The sequence below is a fragment of the Bowmanella yangjiangensis genome (genome assembly GCF_018531185.1).
GTDB classification, from domain to species: Bacteria; Pseudomonadota; Gammaproteobacteria; order Enterobacterales; family Alteromonadaceae; genus Bowmanella; species Bowmanella yangjiangensis.
The window spans coordinates 1,241,146-1,260,770 of sequence record NZ_JAHDJU010000001.1 but is presented as its reverse complement, the minus strand read 5'-3'; the positions used below and the strand labels follow the sequence as shown (position 1 = coordinate 1,260,770).

Here is a 19,625-nt window from a genome sequence, read left to right as displayed (position 1 = left end):
TAAAAACAACAGTTTTTATTCGTTAAAATTATGTTAACGGATTTTTGACGCCTATAAAAAAGCCGGCAATCAAGCCGGCTTTTTCGCTAAGGTTCTTATCAGAACTTATAAGACGCGGTGGTATAGAACAGACGACCAATGTTGTTATAAAGGCCGGTTGTTTCAGTAGTACCCCGTGTAAAGGTAGGAAGGTCACGATCAAACAGATTGTCGATGCCCACAGCTACCTTGATACCATTGTCGAACTGGTAAGCAGCCTGAGCATTACTCAGGAAGTAACTGCCGTATCCCATGTTGTCACTTGGATCAGGGTTGATAGCCAGATCCTGCTCGCTATACAGCGCCACAGCATCAACATACAAGGTGCGCCAGCTGGCTGTCCACTCACCGTGGCTATACTTCAGGCTGAAGTTAGCCTGCCACTGAGCATCACCAGCGGTACCGGCTTCTTCTTCGTACTCACCAGGTTGGTCCTGGAATGAGTAAGTGCGACGAGACTCCAGATAAGTACCCACCAACTTGGAGCTCATGCGTCCGCCAGCCAAATCAAAGTCGTAACCAACTTCAAAGTCAACGCCTTTGGCTGTCTGTGCTGCTACGTTTTGAGAGATTGTAGTGATCAGCTTCAACTGTTTAGTCACAGCATCACGTTCAACCAGACTGCAGAATTGCATATTCAGACCACTGGCTGAATCCACACATTTGTTCAGGATGTCCTGAGCTGCAACACTATCAATGGCATCGTCGATATCGATTGACCAATAGTCCATGGTCAGGCTCAGGCCTTCAACGAACTCAGGCTGATAAACCAGACCTACAGTGTAGCTCTGTGACTCTTCGGCCTTCAGATTTGGGTTACCGCCATTCAGTCCTTCTACGCTGGCACCTGGATCATTCAGTACGAAGTCCTCAGCAATACCCAGTGCCTTACAGTTTTCAACACGTGCAGCAGACTGTTTGTTGTCCAGCGCACATGGATCCTTAATGCTTCTGAAGAAGGTTTGGTTTTGTGGACCATACAGCTCACCAATATTTGGTGCACGCAGTGCTTCAGAGTAAGTAGCACGCATTCTCAGCTCAGAATTGATTGTCCAATCCAAGCCTGCTTTCCAGCTGGTTGCAGAGCCAATGGTGCTGTAGTCTGCATAACGTACTGCGGCATCAAACAACAGCTCGTCAACAAAAGGCAGATCCGTCAGCAGCGGCGCTGAAATCTCAGCGAATACTTCCTTCACGTTAAAGTCGCCTTTCTCATACTGGAAGGCGTTAAAGAAGGTAGCACCAGTAGATGCAAAGGCATCAGGTACAGACTCACTTTCTTCTTTGCGGTATTCAACACCCGCCGAGAAACCAACAAAGCCAGCTGGCAACTCGAACAGCGCGCTGTTATTTACGCTGGCGTTAAATACGGTCTGGCGAATAGTGCTGTGGCTGTATGACGTGGTATTGATCCAGTCACGGCTCTCTTCACTGATACTGTTTTCACCGAACAGATTAACCGGCACGCAGCCTGCAGCGCGAGCGGCTTCATCACGGCAAACGATATCGCCATTAGCCAGGCGAATAGCGTCAGTGGCTTTGGCGAAGTTATCACGCACCAGGTTATTGCGGTTCCACTGCTTCAGACGAGTTTCACCAAACAAAGCGTATGTTTCATAACCCCAGTCACTGCCGAATACACCTTCTGCACCCAGCACAAAACGTTTGGTGATACGGGTATTGTCTTCAACACGACGGCCAGCATCTTCCAGGAAACGGTTTAATTCCAGGGTATCCAGATCGTTGGCGTCCATCAGTGCGCCGAGACTTTCGTGGATATAGGCATTGTCGCGCTTAATCATGACCGGTGCATTGGTTCCGTCATAGAATGCCGGCTGACCAATGGCCTGACCACGAGTACGCACGTACTTACCTTCGGCGAACAGATTCAACGCTTCAGACACTTCAAAGCTGCCTTTGGTGTTCAGGTTTAAGCGGTCAAAAGTCGGTTGCAGTTCCACATAGTTAGTCAGATTCAGGAACTCACAATCTGTACACTTATAACCTGATGTATCAGGGTTGCTGACATCTTGCGGGCGCACTGACCCATCAGGATCAAACGCATACCACGTACCGTTTACATAGGTATTACCGCCAGGCAGATTGTCTAACCAACCGGTGTTATAACGAATAACGTTATCGGCAATGCCATCATGGATAAACACACCATTCTCATCACGATAATCTTTACTGTCAGGGTTACGCACTGACATGTAAGGCGTACGAGTCTGGTCGCGATCGTTGGCATTCATGCCATCCTGACTGGCGTACTCGGCAGCAAAAGCCACGTTACCACGACCATCGGCGAAGTCCTGGCCAAAAGACAGAGAGATCTTGTCATTTTTGTAAGGGCCTTCTTCTGCCAAACCTTTAGTGGCAGAGAAATCAACGCCGGTAATGTTCTTCTTCAGACGGAAGTTAACTACCCCAGTTACCGCGTCTGCACCGTATACCGCAGAAGCGCCACCGGTGATGATCTCTACCGAGTCCAACCACGCAGTTGGAATGGTATTGGTATCAACCGCCGAGCTTCCTGCACTACTGGCAACGTGACGACGACCGTCAACCAATACCAGAGTGCGCGCAGTTCCCATACCACGCAGGTCTAAGATGCTCAGGCCAGCGGTACCGATAGAACGGCCGGAGTTAGCCAAAGAGAAAGTTGCAGCAAGTGAAGGTAGCTCGTTTAGTACTTCACCAATATTCATGGCACCGGTTTCTACCAGTTCCTGGCCTGAAATTACGGTGACCGGAGAGGGCGCAATCGCACCTTCACGTAAAATCCTTGAGCCTGTTACCTGAATTTTTTCTACGGTAACCGCTGGTTCATTTATATCCTGGGCGAAACTTTGCGCCGAAAATCCAAATACGGCTGTTGTAGCTAATGCATAACGCACAGCACGGGAGATTTTAGAATTTGAATGCATTTAAATTGTTTCCCACTTTACCACTTGGGGTGAATATATTTTCACTACAATTGCAGTTTTATGTAGTCTGTCGTGCCCCTTTTGGGGGGCGCGGATAATACGCAGGGCGGGTCAATAAGGTCAACCTATGCACAGACAGATCGCTCAAAGATTAGACCGACGAATACAATTAAATACAAACTGAGAAATTGATTTAACAGGCGCTTAACTATCTATCAAAATAATTAACCAGGGACACAAAAAAACAACCGAGGGAATAAGAAGGGAAAATAGGTTAATTATTCAATATTTCAGAATAATTACAGATTTTAAAAAATCACATAATTAAATATAGAAAATAAATAATTGTATAAAAAAAGCCCGCTAAAAGCGGGCTTTTTTATTAAGCATAAAAGCTTCTATCTTGCTCCACCATTTCTTTTAATAACGGAGCGGGGCTAAATTTATCCCCATACAATCCCTGATAATGTTCAAGACGTGCCACCACGTGATTAATCCCAAGACTATCCATATAACGGAAGGGGCCGCCCAGGAATGGCGGGAAACCGATACCAAAAATGGCACCTATATCACCGTCTCTGGGGCTGCGGATCACGTTCTCAGCCAAACACATGGCCGCTTCATTAAGCATCAGCAGTACGCAACGCTCTGAAATCTGGTCATGGCTGAACTTTTGTGACGGGCTGATGCCGAGCAAGCTATAGACACTCTCATCCACCTCTTTACCCGGCTTCTTGCCACTGTATTTATACAGACCACGCTTGTTCTTTTTACCCTTGCGATCGTCGGCCAGCAGCTTATCAAACGCCTCGGGAGCACGGAAGCGCTCACCCAGCTCCTGAACCAGAATAGGCGATATCTTAGCACCGATATCGATACCCACTTCATCTAATAACTTCATCGGCCCAACAGGGAAACCAAAGTTTAGTAGCGCCTGATCGATTTGTTCAATGGGTTCACCGGCCAGTAACACGCATGCCGCTTCATTCATATAAGGTGCAAGAATACGGTTCACGTAGAAACCAGCACCATCTTTGACCACTATCGGGGTTTTCCCCTGCTTACGAGCAAAGTCTACCGTAGTGGAAATCGTTGCATCCGAGGTACCAGCGTGAGGTATTACTTCGGCCAGCGGCATCTTATCCACAGGAGAAAAATAATGCAGACCTATCACCTGCTCTGGCCTTGCTGCCTTGGCGGCAATCTGTCCAATAGGAATAGATGAGGTATTGGTGGCGAAAATCGTCTGTGCACCGGCATTGGTTTCAATATCAGCTACCATCTGCTGCTTTAAGGATAAATCCTCAAATACCGCCTCAACCACGATATCCGCGTCGCCAAAGCCAGAGTAATCCGTGGTGCCGGTCAACAGCGCCAGTTGCTTTTGCATCTCAGATTTACGCATAAAGCGACGCTTAACCTTTTTGATCATCAGGTCATAGCTGTACTTCATGGCATTGGCAATGCCTTCACTGCGGATGTCTTTGATCCGCACAGGCAGCCCGGCTTTACTTGAAGTAACGTAGGCAATACCACCGCCCATCAGGCCACCGCCCAGAACGGCAGTTTTCTTAACCTTGGCTGGCGGAACCCCTTCCACACCGGTTTCTTTTTTCATCTCGGTGGTGGCAAAGAAGATATTACGCAACTGCTTAGACTCAGGGGTCATCACCAAATCGCCAAAATGGCGGGCTTCCAAATCATAGCCTCGGCTACCACTGACACCAGCTTCGATACAGTCGATAATCCGCTCTGGCGCCGGGTAGTTGCCACGGGTCTTGCTGCGGGTTTGTTTACGAGCCTGATTAAACAGGAAGTTGCGCCCAAAGGGTGTACGCTCAAGTGCCTGGCCAACCAGATTCAGCTTAGGCGGCTGACGCTTCGGTTTGGCTTTTTTAGCAAACTGAATAGCCACGTCCAGCAAAATAGACAAGGGCACCGCATCATCAACCAGACCGTCCTTCTTCGCTTGCTTGGCACGCAGTTGCTTGCCGGTCAGCATCATGGTCATGGCCTTTTGAATACCCACCAGCTTAGGCAAACGCTGCGTTCCGCCACTTCCCGGCAGCAAGCCGAGCTGGACTTCCGGCAGGCCCATAACAGTTTTGTCGTCCAGACTACAAATACGATAATGGCAGCATAGTGCCAGTTCCAGACCGCCTCCTAAGGCCGGGCCGTGAATCGCCGCGACCACAGGAATCTTCATGTTTTCGATGCGCGCAAACATCTGCTGTCCAGATTTGGACAAGGCTACCGCATCTTCGGCACTCTGGCAGGCCGCCAGCATACTGATATCAGCACCGGCGACAAAGGAGCTGGCTTTACCGCTGGCCAGCACCAGACCTTTGATACTGCTGTCTTTTTCAATCTCATCAAGCTGAACCGCGATCTGCTCGGCAAACTCAGCCTTTAAGGTGTTCATGCTCTCACCCGGTACATCCATAGTCAGAATGGCAATACCGTCGTCCCGGCGGCTTAGGGAAAATGCACTGGTTACGTCTGTCATAATCTTCTCCTTATTCCGTTTCCAGGATCATGGCTGCACCCAGACCACCTGCCGCACAAGCTGTCACCAAACCAGTGCCGCCACCACGACGATTCAGCTCATTGAGCATTTGGGTAATCATGCGGGTACCGGTTGCGGCAAAGGGGTGACCATAGGCAATAGAGCTGCCCATCACGTTAAATTTATCCATATCCATCTCGCCAATAGCTTTATCCCTGCCCAGTTTTTCTTTAGCAAAGGTATCACTGGCAAACATTTTCAGGTTAGCCAAGGTTTGGGCGGCAAAGGCTTCATGCATTTCAATCAGGGTCAAGTCGTTAAGACTCATACCGGCCCGATCCAAAGCAATTGGCGTCGCATAAGAGGGGCCCATCAGCATATCTTCCCACACATCAATCGCGGCAAAAGCGTAGCTACGGATATAACCCAATGGCTTATAACCCATGGCCTTAGCGCGACTTTCGGTCATCATCAATACAGCCGATGCGCCATCCGTAAGCGGCGTGGCATTGGCGGCCGTTACCGTACCGTATTTGCGATCAAATACCGGACGTAGTTTGGCGTAGCCTTCCAGGCTGGAGTCGAAACGAATGTTGTTGTCTCTCTCCAGAGCGCCTTTGAATGGTTCCGCATAGGCGGTCATCACTTCACCGCTCAATTTACCTTCTTCCCAGCTTTTCGCCGCATTCGTATGCGAGCGATGGGCCAGCGCATCCTGATCTTCACGGCGAATTTGGTGCGTTTTAGCCATTTGCTCGGCGGTATCGCCCATGGAAAGTCCGGTCGAGTATTCGGCAACGGCAGGCGGAACAGGCAACAGATCCTTAAAGCCCAAACGTTTAATCACGTTCCACTTTTGCCCAAACGTCTTGGTCTTCTGTAAGTCCACCAGCGCACGCGCCAGGTTCTTAGACACACCAATAGGCGATACTGAGGTGGAATCTGCACCGCCGGCCACGCCAACCTGAAGATTGCCCGCCATCATAGACTCGGCAATATTCACTGTGGCCTGAAAACTGGTCGCACAGGCGCGAGATACGCTGTATGCATCAGTATGCACATTCATGCCGGTGCCCAGTACGATTTCCCGGGCGATATTCGGGGCTTCCGGCATCTGCACAACCTGGCCATATACCAGTTGCTCCACTTCTCGGGGATCCAGGTTATTGCGAACCAGCATCTCGTTTACCACCATTTTGCCGAGATCCACGGCAGGCACGCCATGGAAGTACGTGGCCATTTTGGCAAATGGGGTACGAAGACCGGCCACAATGGCGATACGGTCTCCGCTACGCGTCGTCACGTTACGGGTGACGGAAGAGGTGTTACCTGGCATTCTGTTTCCTTTTAGTGGTCAGACCTGTTTGGCCGGATTGTACTATTTGCCGAGCAAATTTCAAATTCTAGCCTACAGATAGCGATGTGACATACTTGATGCTAAAGCTAATATATTGAATTTATAGATAGTTTTGCTTTATCAGCGCGGCGGCTTTTTCCGCAATCATAATAGTCGGGGCATTGGTATTGCCGCCGATCAAGGTAGGCATCACCGAAGCGTCCACCACCCTCAGCCCTTGCACGCCCTTTACTTTCAGCTCAGGGCAAACCACCGTCAGCGGTGATTGCGGGTCGCCCATCCGGCAAGTCCCCACCGGATGGTAGATGGTTTCCGCCTTATCTTTAATAAACTCCAGCAGCGCTTCATCAGACTCTACTGCCGCGCCCGGCAACCATTCTTGTGGCTGGTATTTCTCAAAGGCCGCCTGGCGCAGAATCTGTCTGGCCAGCTTAACGCCATCTAACATGGCCTGGCGATCATCCTCGTGGCTTAAATAGCGCGGATCCAATAGTGGAGGAGCTTCAGGGTCAGCCGTTTGTAAACGCACTGTACCGCGACTTTTCGGGTACAAGTAACAGATATGCAACCCATAGCCATAACCCCAGGCCAGATGCCGACCATGGTCCTGTAAAATGGCGGGAATAAAATGCATCTGCAAATCCGGTAAGCCGTTAGCCAAACTGCTGCTGGCAAAGCCGCCGGCTTCGGCAATATTGCTGGACATTAAGCCGCGGTGGCCACTGAAATACTGCCACAGCCCCTGCACATATTGAGGCAGGGCACCTGGCGCTATGCCGTAGCCGGTAATTTTGTTAGTGCGGTACTGCACAATGGCATCCAGATGGTCCTGCAGATTTTCTCCCACGCCGGGGCAATCCACTTCAACCTTAATACCGAGGCTGTCCAGATGTGCAGCAGGTCCAATCCCCGACAACATTAATAACTGCGGAGAATTAATCGCCCCTGCGCTTAACAGCACTTCTTTTTCTGCATAAATCTGGCGACGCTGGCCGTGCTGTTCAAACTCCACCCCCACAGCCCTACCCTGCTCTAACAGCACACGCCTAACCAAACCGGAGGTCAGGATAGTCAGATTTGAGCGGGTCTTAGCCTGGCTTAAATAAGCCTTGGCACTTGAACAGCGTTGGCCTTGTTGCTGAGTAACCTGATAGGCTCCCACCCCTTCACGCATATCACGGTTAAAATCCGTCAGTTCACTTAAGCCTGCCGCAACACCGGCCTGAACAAAGTCCTGACTCAAGGCACTGACATAACGTAAGTCACTGACGGTCAACGGGCCACCCACACCATGCCAGGCGTCCTCACCACGCTGCTGATCTTCGGCTTTTTTAAAATAAGGTAAGACAGACTGCCAGTTCCACCCCTCAGCCCCCAGTGCCTGCCAGTGATCGTAATCCTCTTTAGCGCCACGGATGTAACACATGGCATTCACCGAACTGGAGCCGCCCAGCGTTTTGCCTCTAGGCCAGTAAAGACTGCGATTGTTCAGCTCGGTCTGAGGCTGGGTAGTGTAGTTCCAGTTAATACCGCGAAAGCGACATAACAATGCCAAGCCAAAGGGAATATGGATAAGCGGGTTACTGTCGGGTTTGCCGGCCTCGAGCAAACACACTTTCCAGGCCGGGTTTTCTGACAGCCTGGCCGCCAGTGCGGCCCCCGCCGAACCGGCACCGACGACAATAAAGTCAAAGTGGTTTGCTTGTGTCATGGCTACGTCCGCTCATCTTTGCGTTACTACACATCGTACCAGTGAGTCTATCAAAGAAATTCTGCCAACCGCACCCGAAGATTGCATATTTAGTCGACAGCTTGCCGATTATTCACTCACAACAAGACAACCTGATGACCGCTGGGTTAAACGCCCATTGCCACGACACAGGCCTTACACCTTAACGATTACGGCCGTATTGTTCGTGAGAAGACACCCAATCCGACGATGAAATAGCTGACGCCAGGGAGATTTCACCGGCCAACGCCACGGCACCAACAATTTCAGCCAACTTATACACCCTGTCACGCCCGTAGCAACCCAGTAATTCAAGGCATTCACGCTGGGTACCAATTCCCGTGCCGCCCCCATGAGTTGCCACAATTAATGAAGGTATGGTCAAAGACAGATACAAATCCCCCTCATCAGTGAGCTCGCTGTACAAGATGCCCGCAGAGGATTCGGATACGTTGGCCACATCCTGGCCGGTAGCAATAAACATCGCGGTAATCCCATTGGGAGAATGCAGGCCGGTGTTATTCACCCCAGATAAAAATGACCCCACGCCCGCTACCCGACCGTGGTAGTCGATTTGCTTAGGATCCACCCGCATCACTTCCAGTAAATGTTCCCGTTTGATCGTGACTTCACTGGTCACCCGTTTACCACGGGTGCGCATAATATTGATATGGGAGGCTTTTTTATCCGTTGCAAAGTTAGACTCCAGATAAAAATTCTTAATCCCAGTATAGTGGTCCAATATCCAGCCACAGGCCGCGAAGGTGGCCCGTCCCACCATGTTTTGTCCGGCTGCATCACCGGTTTTGAAATTAAACCGCAGGAACGCAAACTTGTTGGACAGGAAATGATCGATATAGGTTAGCTTAGCAACCGATGAGGTCGCCTCCGCTTCATGGCGGATACTGTCCATGTGCTCTTTCACCCACTGCACAAAATCTCGCGCGCCTCTGGCATCTTCAAATACAAACACCGGCGCACGCTGCATGGCGTCGTCAACCACGGTGCTTTTCACCCCACCACTCATATTCAGCAGTTTCATACCACGATTGTAAGACGCCACCAACGTACCTTCGGTGGTGGCAAGCGGTATCATAAATTCGCCGCGCGCATGCTCACCATTAATATGAAAAGGCCCGGCAATACCAATTGGCACCTGGGCCACACCAATAAAGTTTTCAATATTGCCGCGCAAACTCTGCGGATCAATGCTGTACTGGGCAATATGCTCGATATTCGTCCCACTGAATTCTTCATAAAAGCGCTGGCGCTGTTTGATAATATCTTTGCCGTAATCGTCGGCATCTGAGCGGGGAATTTTGTTGGCGTTTTGCTCTTCCTGGGTGGCTACATCATCCACCTCAAAAGTCAGCTCACCAAAGGGCAAAGCACGGAAGCTTATATAAACCCGGTGTTTCTGCTGGGCCAAAGGGCTAAAATCGTCAACAAAGACTGCCAAGCTGGCCCGCAATGGGAAATTATGCGTCCCCATACTATTGAACTCACGTAAGGGTAGGCACTGTCCGTCCGCCAATTGCAGACGCAGCTTATCGGTGGCGATAGACTGACCATCGATACGAATATCCAGCACTTCTTGCACCAATGCGTCTTTAAGACGGTTCTTCAAAGAAAAACGCACGCCATTGCCATGCAGTGTCAGGCTGCCGCGGTTATACAGTTGCTTGAGAAGAATACTAGGAATAAACATCTACGCTTGCTCCAGTTATTATTATTCGCCATCCTGATAAGCCCGCGACCGGTCGGGCTGGGTATTTTTGCTACTTACTATTGTTGATAAGCTGCACAAAATCCACTCAAATAGTATTCTTTCCAATTGAATAACAGTGGCTTGAATGACCACTTGATGCTCAGGAGAGCCTACGTCTTGCCAGCCAGTGACGTTTTGACACGAATCAAATACTGGTGGATCACATTGCTGATCCGCCTTGGCCGTTTAAGGCATTTCAGCATTTCCGCCACAGAGCTAAATGGCATGCTAAGCGCCAATCTGCCGTGGAAACTCCCTTTGGCCTTACCCACAGGCAAAGGACATTTAACCGTATTAAATGCCACTGTGCGTATGCCCACAGACCAATTCCGGCTGGAGCTGCTGTGCGATTTGCAGGTCGATGTTAACGGCATCAAGCTCTATCAGGCCCATGTGTTGGCGGTTTTGCATGGACGCCCTTGTTATATGCGTGGCCAAGGCAGCATTCGCGCCGCTGAGGTTAACCTGTCGAAATTGCAGCTGATTCAGGACGATCATTTTATCTTTCGCAGCAGCGCACAAATACTGAGCCGCCTGGTGCCCGACGTTCTTGGCGGCTGGTTAAATGCCTCACTGGATGTGTTAGGTGGGCCTGTTTATAAGGAGGCTCGGAGCTACCTGGATTTGTACCTGAGCGGCAACAAGCAAAAGGTGCTGGAATTTCATCAACCACAAATCGAGCGTCAGTTACTCGAGCAAATTAATCAGGGACAACTGGACTACAAACTGGATGACAATCTGCCAGACGAACGGCTGTTCGCCCGCCTGGGCCAGAATGTAAAAGTTGAAGATGGCAAGTTACTGTTTTTATTTCATGACTGACAACGGTATACCACGAAGCGGCGGCTACCGAACTTGATGGCGCTGTCGATTACCAGGCTGTCGCCGCCCAGCTTCACGGCTTCATTTCTGGCCAGGGCTAGCAATTCCTCAGCGACTTTTTTCTCATCTCGCTCAACAAAGGCAATTTTGTCGGCAACCTGGGCATTGGCCGAACCCACACGCTGACACCCTTGTGCCTCGGCAGCATCAATCAACCTCACGGCATCGGCGCCGGGTACCGAGCTGACATTGGCGCAGCCAAGTAATGTTAACCCCATAATCAGTGGCAAAGTGGCTTTCATAGTCTTCCTAATGATGTGAATGCAGAACATCCTGGGCATGGCCAAGGTCGTCGTCAACGATGGACTTGATGTCATCATCCACATGTTCGCCTATGTCTTCAATACTCAGGCTCGGATCATCGGCGCACTTATCCAGCAACTCAAAAGCCTCAACAAAGTAATGCGCCATATTGTCCAATGAACTGATATGCGTATTGCAGCACACCAAACCTATGTTTGCGCTTTGCCCGTAGGTCAGCAGAGTGATGTTCACTCCGCCGCCTGGGGTAATAGTTGAAATGGGGTAAGCCGCCAGTAACTTGGCATCCCGTAAATAACGGGTTTGTTTGGGACCAGGCACGTTAGATATCAATATATTGGCAATAGGTTTGAACCAGTCAGACAAATGCAGCACTTCGAAAACCAGCGCCACGGCCTGAATCAAAATGGTGTAATAGCTAAAGGCTCCCGGCTCCGAGCGTTTTGCTGCATGTTTAACAATGCGGTGATTTTCGATGATTTGCCTCAGTCTCAGATAAGGATCAACCTCACCATGGGCCAGCTTTACCGGCACAATAGCAATCTTGTTCCCTGCGGTATTCTCACCAGGTTTACGCAGATTTATCGGCATATTGGTATACAAGGCTTTATTAAAGCTGTGTCCATAATCTTTAAGAAAACGATGTACGCCAATATCAAAACAGCACAGCAGGATCTCATTGGCTGAGGCCCGCATTCGTTTAGACAGCGCTTGAACCCGCTGAAAGTCCAGATCGGCAGTGGCCACCACCCGCCCGCGTTTGACCTGGCCGGTAAGCACAGTGCGGGTACCGGAAAACGGAATAGGCATGTAATGGCTGTTGATGCGCACTAACTTGATTAACAGGCGGAACAAGATCCAAACCAGGTCGGTGACCGTTCGTAATAGGTGCCAGGCCGCCCCAAGTAAACCACTCAACCAGTGTTTACGCCGCCTTTCCCTGAAAGGCTGAGTAACAGCCCAAACCGGAGTGAAGTGCTCAATATCAGGCTGCTCGTGGTAACCGGCCTGAAACCAACGCATCAATACCGCACCATCACCGTACATATGATGAATCTTCACGTAGATGGCAAAACACCGCCCCGCGCGGCTGGCAATCAAATGGTATTGCCATAAGGGCTTATTGCGGTCTAGTCGTGGCTCATGCAAACCGGCGACAAAACGGTTAAGCGCCGCCTTGTCTTCAACATTATCCAGCTCATGTAATTGAACATGGTAGTGCATATCCAGCTCACGAACCGCCACCAGCCTGAGCGGAAATCCCAGCATATCTTCAACAATGGTATTAAAGGGGCTGGATGGCTTATCAAAGCTACGCAAATGTGCTAACAACGTGGGCAAATAATCGGCTTTAGCGTCTTCAGGTAATTCCAGCAACTGTAAACACGCCACGTGCTTGGGGTTGTTGTCTGACTCGGTGATCCAGAATGCTCTGTCTAGAAAACTGATTTTACGTGTCACCTGTGCAGCTTCCTGTTTATTTCTATCAGCGTTTAACCTGGCAAAAACGACGGCCAATCATGGCGTTCTGTTTGGTTATAGGGATGCAGCAAAAACACAATACTGCGTAAACAATGTTGAGCAAATTCATCATTGTCCAGATTTTCGCCCTTTAAAAGAGCATAGTTGGCAGCCTGACTGAACACCAAACCCAGTTGATGGAGCATCGGCGATACAGCTTCACGGCTCAGACTAAGCTGGCCCTGTTCGATGGCATATTCCAACGACTCGCGCCAGCGGGCTTGCTGGCCGTTCAGTATGTGTCTGAACGGCTTTGTCAGTAAGGGGTACTTTTCCAGTAAATCAACGGGATTACGAAACAGAAAACGGAATGTCGCCGCGACTTCCAGTTGCAGGTGCAGCGCGTAGAGAAATTCGTCCAGATTAAGCGGTTGTGATGGGCGTGCTAACAGCGGCTTCATCTGCTCGCTGAACAGTTCAAACAGTGCCGACACCAGCACTTCCTTGCCTTTGAAATGGTAATAGAGGTTACCGGGGCTGATATCCAACTCCATGGCGATATCGACGCTGGTAACCGCCGCTTCACCATGGATATTAAACAACTCAAGACTGGTAAACAGGATCCGCTGTGCTGTCTTGCTCGCCATTGCCATCGCCTGGACAAATACTGTGCTATCAGACTAACGGTATTTTGCCGATGGTTAAAGTATCAGCGGCTCGGATCCGGAAAAAATCACAAATTTGTCATCAGCTTAGGGCTTTTCGCCGGACAACTTCTCTACCTTCACGCCTTGACGGCTAAGCTGCGCCAAGAGGCCATCGTCACCGGCCAGATGCAGAGCGCCTACCAGAACCAATTCAACCGGTTTATCTTCAAGCATGCTTAGCAACTGTGGTACCCACTGATCATTGCGGGCTTTTAGCAGGCTCTGATACAACTGCGGATGCGTTTCCCGCATGGGGTTAATACCGTCGGCTTCCAAGGCGCCAAGATCGCCATTTCGCCAGGCACTGCGCAGTTCCTCCAGCATCTGTGGCAGGCTTTGCATATCATCCAGGGTGTAGACAATCAATTCGTCTTCCTGCCCTACGCCCATTTCGGCCAGATAACGCATCTGCTGCATGGCACTTTCCAAAAAGCCAAGGGGCTTGTGGTCACTCTCGGCACGTGCCAGGAAATGCATATCTACACCTTGTTGATCCAACCCCTGTTGCTGCATTTCCATTTTGGTCAGCATCAGTGCCAGCATCGCCGCTTTATAATGAAGCAGCGGTTCAAGCTGCATGCCTTTGCCGGTCAGATACTGGCTTAAGCGATTTAGGGTCGCAGCAGATAACTTATCTGCCAGGCTCTGTCCTGCTGGTAGGGTCAGCAGCGCCATCATTTCCTGAATAAATGCCGGTTCCTGCATTTGCCGAATATCCGCTTCTAACACAAGCTTGTCTGAGGCTTCATAGGCTCGGGCAAATTCCACCGGTAAGGGGTAGTCCTGGGCGCTTAGAATGTGCAGGGTGCCGCCCAAATAAAGTTGCTTGTCAGCATAAGTAAGTCGCCAAACGGCGCTGTCGGCCAGACTCAGGCCGGAGAAGAAAAACAGCAAGAGCAGATAGCGCTTCACTTTAAGTCCCTTTGCAAAGTAAAAGCCGGACTCTACCGCAATTCCCGGTAACAAGCGAAACACATTGTGAAGGTTTTACCTGCATGTATTTACAAATTGCCGCCTTGCAATTAACAACTGATACAGTTCGCCTCCCCCGGCTTACTTAGCATATCTGTACCTTCACCTCTGAGAACCATTATGTATAACAAAGCCATTTACCTGTTAACCGGAGCCCTGCTGTTAAGCGGCTGCGAGTTGGATGTCGGCAGTTCCAACAACAAAGACAATCCGTCCTATACCTTTGATTTTGAACAGTCTGACCATGGCTGGCAGGCCGGGTTTTCTGATTATCCCAGCGACAATGCGGCCATCTATGAACTGGCATCCGGCCGTAAAGCGTTACCTACTGACCCACAGAAACAAGGCTTTATGCTATCCGGGCATAATCGCAGCGATGACTTGTTTATGTATATGAAAGGCAAGTTCACGGGCCTTGAAGCCAGCACCCGCTACCAGGCCAATGTTCAACTGAAACTGCTGACCAATGCTGGCGAGGGTTGTATGGGCATAGGCGGTGCGCCAGGGGAAGCGGTATGGGTGAAATTTGGCTTTGGTGAAACTGAGCCCAAACAGCTGGACTATTATCTGAATCTGGATAAAGGGGCCCAGGGCAACAGCGGTAAAAATGCCAATATTATCGGCAATGTCGCCGCCAGTGGAGCGAACTGCGAAGGCAGTAAGTATGTAGAAAAATCACTGGTCAGCACAGACCAAACCCAACTGGAATTTACCACCAACAGTGACGGTACCATCTGGCTGTTTATCGGCACAGATTCAGGCTTTGAAGGCAAAACCACACTGTACTACGACAAGATTGATATTCAGCTAAAGAGAAAATAGCCTTATAGCAGCATCATATATAGCTGGCCGGTACCGGCCAGCATGCCCAGAATGGCGCCAACCACAATCAGCTTCCATTCATCCTGTTTATAGGCGGGGCGAAGTACCCCTTCAAATTCCTCAGGACTGAGCGCTTCCATTTTTACCCGCAAATCATCGCCTATGTTTAACGCGCTATTGGCATATTCATGGGCGTAATGCAGAAACTTATCTGAGTCCTCGAAAATACGTTTGACCGCCAGTTCCTTCATGCGGAAGTAGTCTTCGCTGCCCACCGCTAAGGCAAAATAAGGCTGTGCCACCGCCACATAGCGCTCGATGGCATCATTCACATGCAGCTCAATAAGTTCCAGTAGTTGCCCCGAACCAGAACCTTTAAGCACTGCATGGGTAATATTTTGCGAGTTAAGCAGCTTCTTCTCGATGATCTCGGCATATACCCTGGACACTTCTTTCTGACGTTTTAAGAACATGCCCTGCAGGGTGAAAAAGCCCACTTTGCGTGGCCGCTTAGGCTCGAAAATGATTTTGATGGCAATCCAGTTGGTGGCATAGCCCACCAGCAAACCACCTAAGGGCAAGATCCACCATAACTGATAGTAGGACCAGATAAACATAGTGGGCAGGCCAAACAGAAAACCGAAATACAGCCCGGAACGTTCAATAAAAGGAAACTCCTTGGCCCCGGCTTTTAGAAAAATCTCATTGATCAGCTCAGGATCTTTAGCCAGCTGCTCCACCACCATTTCACGGATATCAAAGATTTCCGTTACATTCTGCTGAAAATCCCGCACCATCTTGCTGACCACATTGGGAATATCCAGCTCAACCCGGGCATAAACCAGATTCTTACCTTGTACCGGCAAGGCTGCCCATAAGGTCGGCGCAGACTCCTGCATCACATCATTAACGATGCGCCTGAGTACCTGCTTCAGCCGCCTTTCTATGGCTTGAGTCATCTGCTGCGCATCCAGCCGATTAACTATCTCCTCGACACTTAACAGCTTACCCAGCACCAGCTCTACTTCAATCTCGGCCATTTTACGCCGCTTAGCCGGGATCAGTCCCTGCCAGCCAAAGATGGGCCGGATACCGACAAACTCCACCGGGTAAAACATCATTTTGACCGCCAGGTAGTTAGTAAACCACCCCACCAGTGCACTGGTAAGCGGGATCAGCAACAGCAGCAGGGTATCGACAGTCCATTCCATAAGCGAAAACGTAGCGCCTGTTGTTATAAGTAGCAGCTGCAAATCAGGCTAACCATTGAAATTAGAATGGTCAATCTAAAAGCAAGTTAGCCATGCCATTAGTCTGATGTGCCATGACATAGCCAGCCGGAGGCTGCTGCGCGAATTCAGCCTGAATACCAATAGCATCGGTAAGAATTGACCCCATATCCTAGTGCTAGTCATCTCAAAAACATGCGCCCAACTTTCAACCTCCACCAGCTTACAAAGTACCAGAGCGCAGCCCCTCCCTGGCATCCATAGTTTCAGCGAACCCAATGATCTTTTGTGGTCTCTTTTCCTATAAAGCAGTAGACGTTGATTCAACTTCCGCTGGAGCAGGATCATGCTTTTACTAAGGAATGTGAACCGGCATATCGTCTGTAAACGAATCAACTGTCTTCGTGGAAAGCCAAGCATTGAAACCCATTAACCCTTTACCCCTTATGGAAAAATCTAGCCCTGCTGATACAGGTTTCACATTTCAGCGACATTTTAGTTACATTGGTTTTGCTAGCTTCCCGTTTGTTCCATCAAATAAATACGGTCAACTTTTGGAAGGTGGCAAAATGAACAGGCAATTAAGACAAATATGGTGGTTGACTCTGTGGGCGCTGCTAATTGGCTTTCCACTATTCAGCCAGGCCGCAGAAGCACCCGGCACGCTGACTGTTGTCGTCAAAGAGCAGCATACTGACAGACCGCTTGCGGGTGTGAAAATTACAGTCAAGGAACGGGAAACCTCCTCCACGCGAACTATTGAAACCGATGAACAAGGTCGCATAGTCGTTGAACAACTTGACCCCGGTCTTTACTCGCTGAACCTGGCCAAAAACGGCTTTGCGTCATTGTATGAGCCAAGTGTACGGGTGGTAACGCGGAAAAATATCAGGATCGCATTCGAACTGAGAGAAGAAGCCATTGAGGTGGTAGAAGTTAGAGCACAGCAAAAGGATACTTTTGCCTCAGGCTCCAGCACATATCTGGACCGTGAGGCGCTGCGCAGTGCTGTGGGCGGTGGCGCCGATCCACTGTTGTCTCTGGACGGCTTGCCTGGCTTGGCATCTGCCAGCGAATTCGCCAGCTTTAGCGTGCGCGGCCGTGGCCCTAGAGATAATTTGTTATTCGTTGATGACTTTCCGTTCGATAAAGCAGTGCACTTTGATGCCACGCTGGGTGAAGAGGAAGATGTCGGCGGCGGCGGCCGATTCTCGATTTTTGCACCTAATGTGATCAGTGGCGCAGAATTCTCCCCCGGAGGCTGGGGTGCGGCTTATGGCGGCCGGGCAGCATCGCTGCTTAAATTAGACGTTGCCGATGGTAATCCGAGCCCTTCGGCAAGTTTGCGCCTCGACCTTGCCGGTTACGAAGTGGGTTACGACGGCCCTGCTGGGATCACGGATGATGCAACGATGCTGGTATCGGCCCGACGGCTGGACTTTGGCGCCTTGTTTGAAACCATTGAAGAGCTGGATATTGGCGAGCCCGTGTTGAGAGATATTATCGTCAAGTCGGTTATACCGGTTAACCAGAACCACACAGTGGAAGTTCTGCTGATAGATACACAGGAAGACTATATTCGCGACGTCACGCACGTGTTCGCCTCGCCCAATTTTGAAGATGCCGCGCTACTGGATTTTAAACAGGATAGTGATTTATACGGCATGACTCTGCGCTCGTTAATCGGTGAAAAAGCGGTGTTAACCAACAAGCTTTACTACCGTAAAAGCGACAAGCTAAGCGCAGAGGGCGAAGCCTTTCCTGATCTGGCACCAGAAGGCTCACCCGCATCCAGTTTTCCGGTACGTGAAAACATTATTACCATAGCTGAAAACGAAACAGAGATCGGCTGGCGAAGCGATTTTGAGACAGTCAATCATTGGGGATTATTAAGTGCTGGTGTGCGGGTAACTCAAATTGAACTGGACTACAACACGGTTTTAGATGGGAATTGGATCCGCTTTGTATACGACGACGATGATTTCAGAGCCGACCCACAGCAGCGCTATATCGTGCTTACCCCAGACAGCTTAAACTCGGCCGTAAAGCAAAAAGAAACCAGCTATGCTGGCTATCTGGAGCAGGTTTTTCAATTCGGTGAATGGGATTTTGGTGCGGGCTTGCGCCTGGAACGAGACGGCTTTGCCGACGAAAGCGTCGCAGCGCCCAGATTCAGCGTCAACTGGCAGCCTACTAAAAATATCAGATATTTTGCTAGCGCAGGGCTTTATCATCAGTCCCCCCGGTATTTAGAACTTGCCGCCAATGAGTCTAACAAGCTTAAGACTGAAAAAATCACCCACACCAGTGTCGGTTTTAAATATTTCCCAGGCAGCAATTGGTCGGTGTTAACCGAGGCTTATTATCAAAGCCTCGATGACCTGGTGGTAGGCCTTGACCGGGCCAGCGGCACCTTTGCCAATATAGGTGAAGGCAGCTCGTATGGCATAGATATTGTCCTGAACGGTACGATCTTCGAAGGCCTTTACGCCAGTACAACCTATTCTTACAACGATGCCGTTGTTGACCGCCAAGACGGGCGTGGTGACGTAGCGGCAGAATTCAATCGCAAGCATGTGGCTACGCTTGGCTTAACCTGGGAAATAAGTGACCGCTGGAAGGTCGCCGCGCGCTATAAATATCTTTCCGGTCGGCCGGACGACAACTTTATTATTCATGCAGATGTATTAGGGCCGGGGCAACCGCTACGCTACTCAAAAGAGATCACTGAGCGCAATGTCGGCCGTAAAGACAGTTCTGGCATATTAAACGTTCGCGTTGACTATCGGCGCGCCTTTGGCCCGATAGATATCACCGCCTTTCTTGATGTCATCAACGTAACGGCGGCATCGTCGAGCGACGACACCGAGTTTGACTACCGTCGCGGTGTGCTGGTGCAAGATGATAGCGAAGCTGAGCCGCTAATTGGTTTGCGACTGGATTATGCCTGGTAAGGGGAAACGAC

At 50.1% G+C, this 19,625-nt stretch carries 13 protein-coding genes; 3 read left to right on the top strand and 10 right to left on the bottom strand.

All coding sequences use genetic code 11. The features are described from left to right. Positions 1-98: 98 nt before the first annotated feature. From KJY73_RS05655 to KJY73_RS05635, 5 genes are all read right to left on the bottom strand, one after another. Positions 99-2,966 carry a TonB-dependent receptor domain-containing protein gene (locus KJY73_RS05655; RefSeq protein WP_214341167.1) on the bottom strand — a complete coding sequence of 956 codons (2,868 nt, stop codon included), beginning with the start codon at positions 2,964-2,966 and terminating at the stop codon, positions 99-101. Between the two features lie 382 nt (positions 2,967-3,348). After that, positions 3,349-5,472: a fatty acid oxidation complex subunit alpha FadJ gene (gene fadJ / locus KJY73_RS05650; protein WP_214341164.1), complete on the bottom strand. Its 2,124-nt coding sequence runs from the start codon at positions 5,470-5,472 to the stop codon at positions 3,349-3,351. A 10-nt stretch (positions 5,473-5,482) separates the two neighbouring features. Continuing rightward, a complete protein-coding gene (gene fadI / locus KJY73_RS05645) occupies positions 5,483-6,808 on the bottom strand; it encodes an acetyl-CoA C-acyltransferase FadI (protein ID WP_214341161.1) in 1,326 nt (441 codons plus the stop codon). A gap of 121 nt (positions 6,809-6,929) precedes the next feature. After that, a complete protein-coding gene (locus KJY73_RS05640) occupies positions 6,930-8,540 on the bottom strand; it encodes a GMC family oxidoreductase (protein ID WP_214341158.1) in 1,611 nt (536 codons plus the stop codon). Positions 8,541-8,721: 181 nt separating this feature from the next. Beyond that, entirely contained in the window at positions 8,722-10,266 is a 1,545-nt protein-coding gene (locus tag KJY73_RS05635; protein ID WP_214341155.1) for a hydroxymethylglutaryl-CoA reductase, read from the bottom strand. A gap of 195 nt (positions 10,267-10,461) precedes the next feature. Between KJY73_RS05635 and KJY73_RS05630 the strand changes: the two genes are divergently transcribed. Next, the gene (locus KJY73_RS05630) at positions 10,462-11,148 is read left to right on the top strand and encodes a hypothetical protein (RefSeq protein ID WP_206592834.1); all 687 of its coding nucleotides are present in this window, start codon (positions 10,462-10,464) and stop codon (positions 11,146-11,148) included. Here the strand turns inward: KJY73_RS05630 and KJY73_RS05625 are convergent. The 4 genes from KJY73_RS05625 to KJY73_RS05610 form a co-directional block, all read right to left on the bottom strand. Next, positions 11,139-11,450: a DUF4156 domain-containing protein gene (locus KJY73_RS05625; RefSeq protein WP_206592833.1), complete on the bottom strand. Its 312-nt coding sequence runs from the start codon at positions 11,448-11,450 to the stop codon at positions 11,139-11,141. The genes KJY73_RS05630 and KJY73_RS05625 overlap by 10 nt on opposite strands. Before the next feature lie 7 nt (positions 11,451-11,457). After that, the gene (locus KJY73_RS05620; protein WP_214341152.1) at positions 11,458-12,930 is read right to left on the bottom strand and encodes a wax ester/triacylglycerol synthase domain-containing protein; all 1,473 of its coding nucleotides are present in this window, start codon (positions 12,928-12,930) and stop codon (positions 11,458-11,460) included. 32 nt (positions 12,931-12,962) lie between these two features. Continuing rightward, entirely contained in the window at positions 12,963-13,577 is a 615-nt protein-coding gene (locus tag KJY73_RS05615; RefSeq protein ID WP_214341137.1) for a TetR/AcrR family transcriptional regulator, read from the bottom strand. A gap of 105 nt (positions 13,578-13,682) precedes the next feature. Next, positions 13,683-14,549 (bottom strand): TraB/GumN family protein, encoded by an 867-nt coding sequence (locus tag KJY73_RS05610; protein ID WP_214341134.1) that lies wholly within the window; start codon positions 14,547-14,549, stop codon positions 13,683-13,685. Between the two features lie 180 nt (positions 14,550-14,729). Between KJY73_RS05610 and KJY73_RS05605 the strand changes: the two genes are divergently transcribed. Next, the gene (locus tag KJY73_RS05605) at positions 14,730-15,431 is read left to right on the top strand and encodes a hypothetical protein (RefSeq protein ID WP_214341131.1); all 702 of its coding nucleotides are present in this window, start codon (positions 14,730-14,732) and stop codon (positions 15,429-15,431) included. A 2-nt stretch (positions 15,432-15,433) separates the two neighbouring features. On the opposite strand, the gene KJY73_RS05600 is transcribed toward KJY73_RS05605, so the two are convergent. Continuing rightward, on the bottom strand, positions 15,434-16,642 hold the full coding sequence (locus KJY73_RS05600; RefSeq protein WP_214341129.1) for a DUF445 domain-containing protein: 1,209 nt from the start codon (positions 16,640-16,642) through the stop codon (positions 15,434-15,436). Between the two features lie 587 nt (positions 16,643-17,229). On the opposite strand from KJY73_RS05600, the gene KJY73_RS05595 reads away from it, so the two are divergent. Then, the gene (locus KJY73_RS05595) at positions 17,230-19,614 is read left to right on the top strand and encodes a TonB-dependent receptor (protein ID WP_214341115.1); all 2,385 of its coding nucleotides are present in this window, start codon (positions 17,230-17,232) and stop codon (positions 19,612-19,614) included. The last annotated feature ends 11 nt before the right edge of the window (positions 19,615-19,625 follow it).

Bases quoted from the DNA above. Each gene is read 5' to 3' on its own strand.
- KJY73_RS05655 (WP_214341167.1), bottom strand. From the start codon at position 2,966: ATGCATTCAAATTCTAAAATCTCCCGTGCTGTGCGTTATGCATTAGCT.
- fadJ (WP_214341164.1), bottom strand. From the start codon at position 5,472: ATGACAGACGTAACCAGTGCATTTTCCCTAAGCCGCCGGGACGACGGT.
- fadI (WP_214341161.1), bottom strand. From the start codon at position 6,808: ATGCCAGGTAACACCTCTTCCGTCACCCGTAACGTGACGACGCGTAGC.
- KJY73_RS05640 (WP_214341158.1), bottom strand. From the start codon at position 8,540: ATGACACAAGCAAACCACTTTGACTTTATTGTCGTCGGTGCCGGTTCG.
- KJY73_RS05635 (WP_214341155.1), bottom strand. From the start codon at position 10,266: ATGTTTATTCCTAGTATTCTTCTCAAGCAACTGTATAACCGCGGCAGC.
- KJY73_RS05625 (WP_206592833.1), bottom strand. From the start codon at position 11,450: ATGAAAGCCACTTTGCCACTGATTATGGGGTTAACATTACTTGGCTGC.
- KJY73_RS05615 (WP_214341137.1), bottom strand. From the start codon at position 13,577: ATGGCGAGCAAGACAGCACAGCGGATCCTGTTTACCAGTCTTGAGTTG.
- KJY73_RS05605 (WP_214341131.1), top strand. From the start codon at position 14,730: ATGTATAACAAAGCCATTTACCTGTTAACCGGAGCCCTGCTGTTAAGC.
- KJY73_RS05600 (WP_214341129.1), bottom strand. From the start codon at position 16,642: ATGGAATGGACTGTCGATACCCTGCTGCTGTTGCTGATCCCGCTTACC.
- KJY73_RS05595 (WP_214341115.1), top strand. From the start codon at position 17,230: ATGAACAGGCAATTAAGACAAATATGGTGGTTGACTCTGTGGGCGCTG.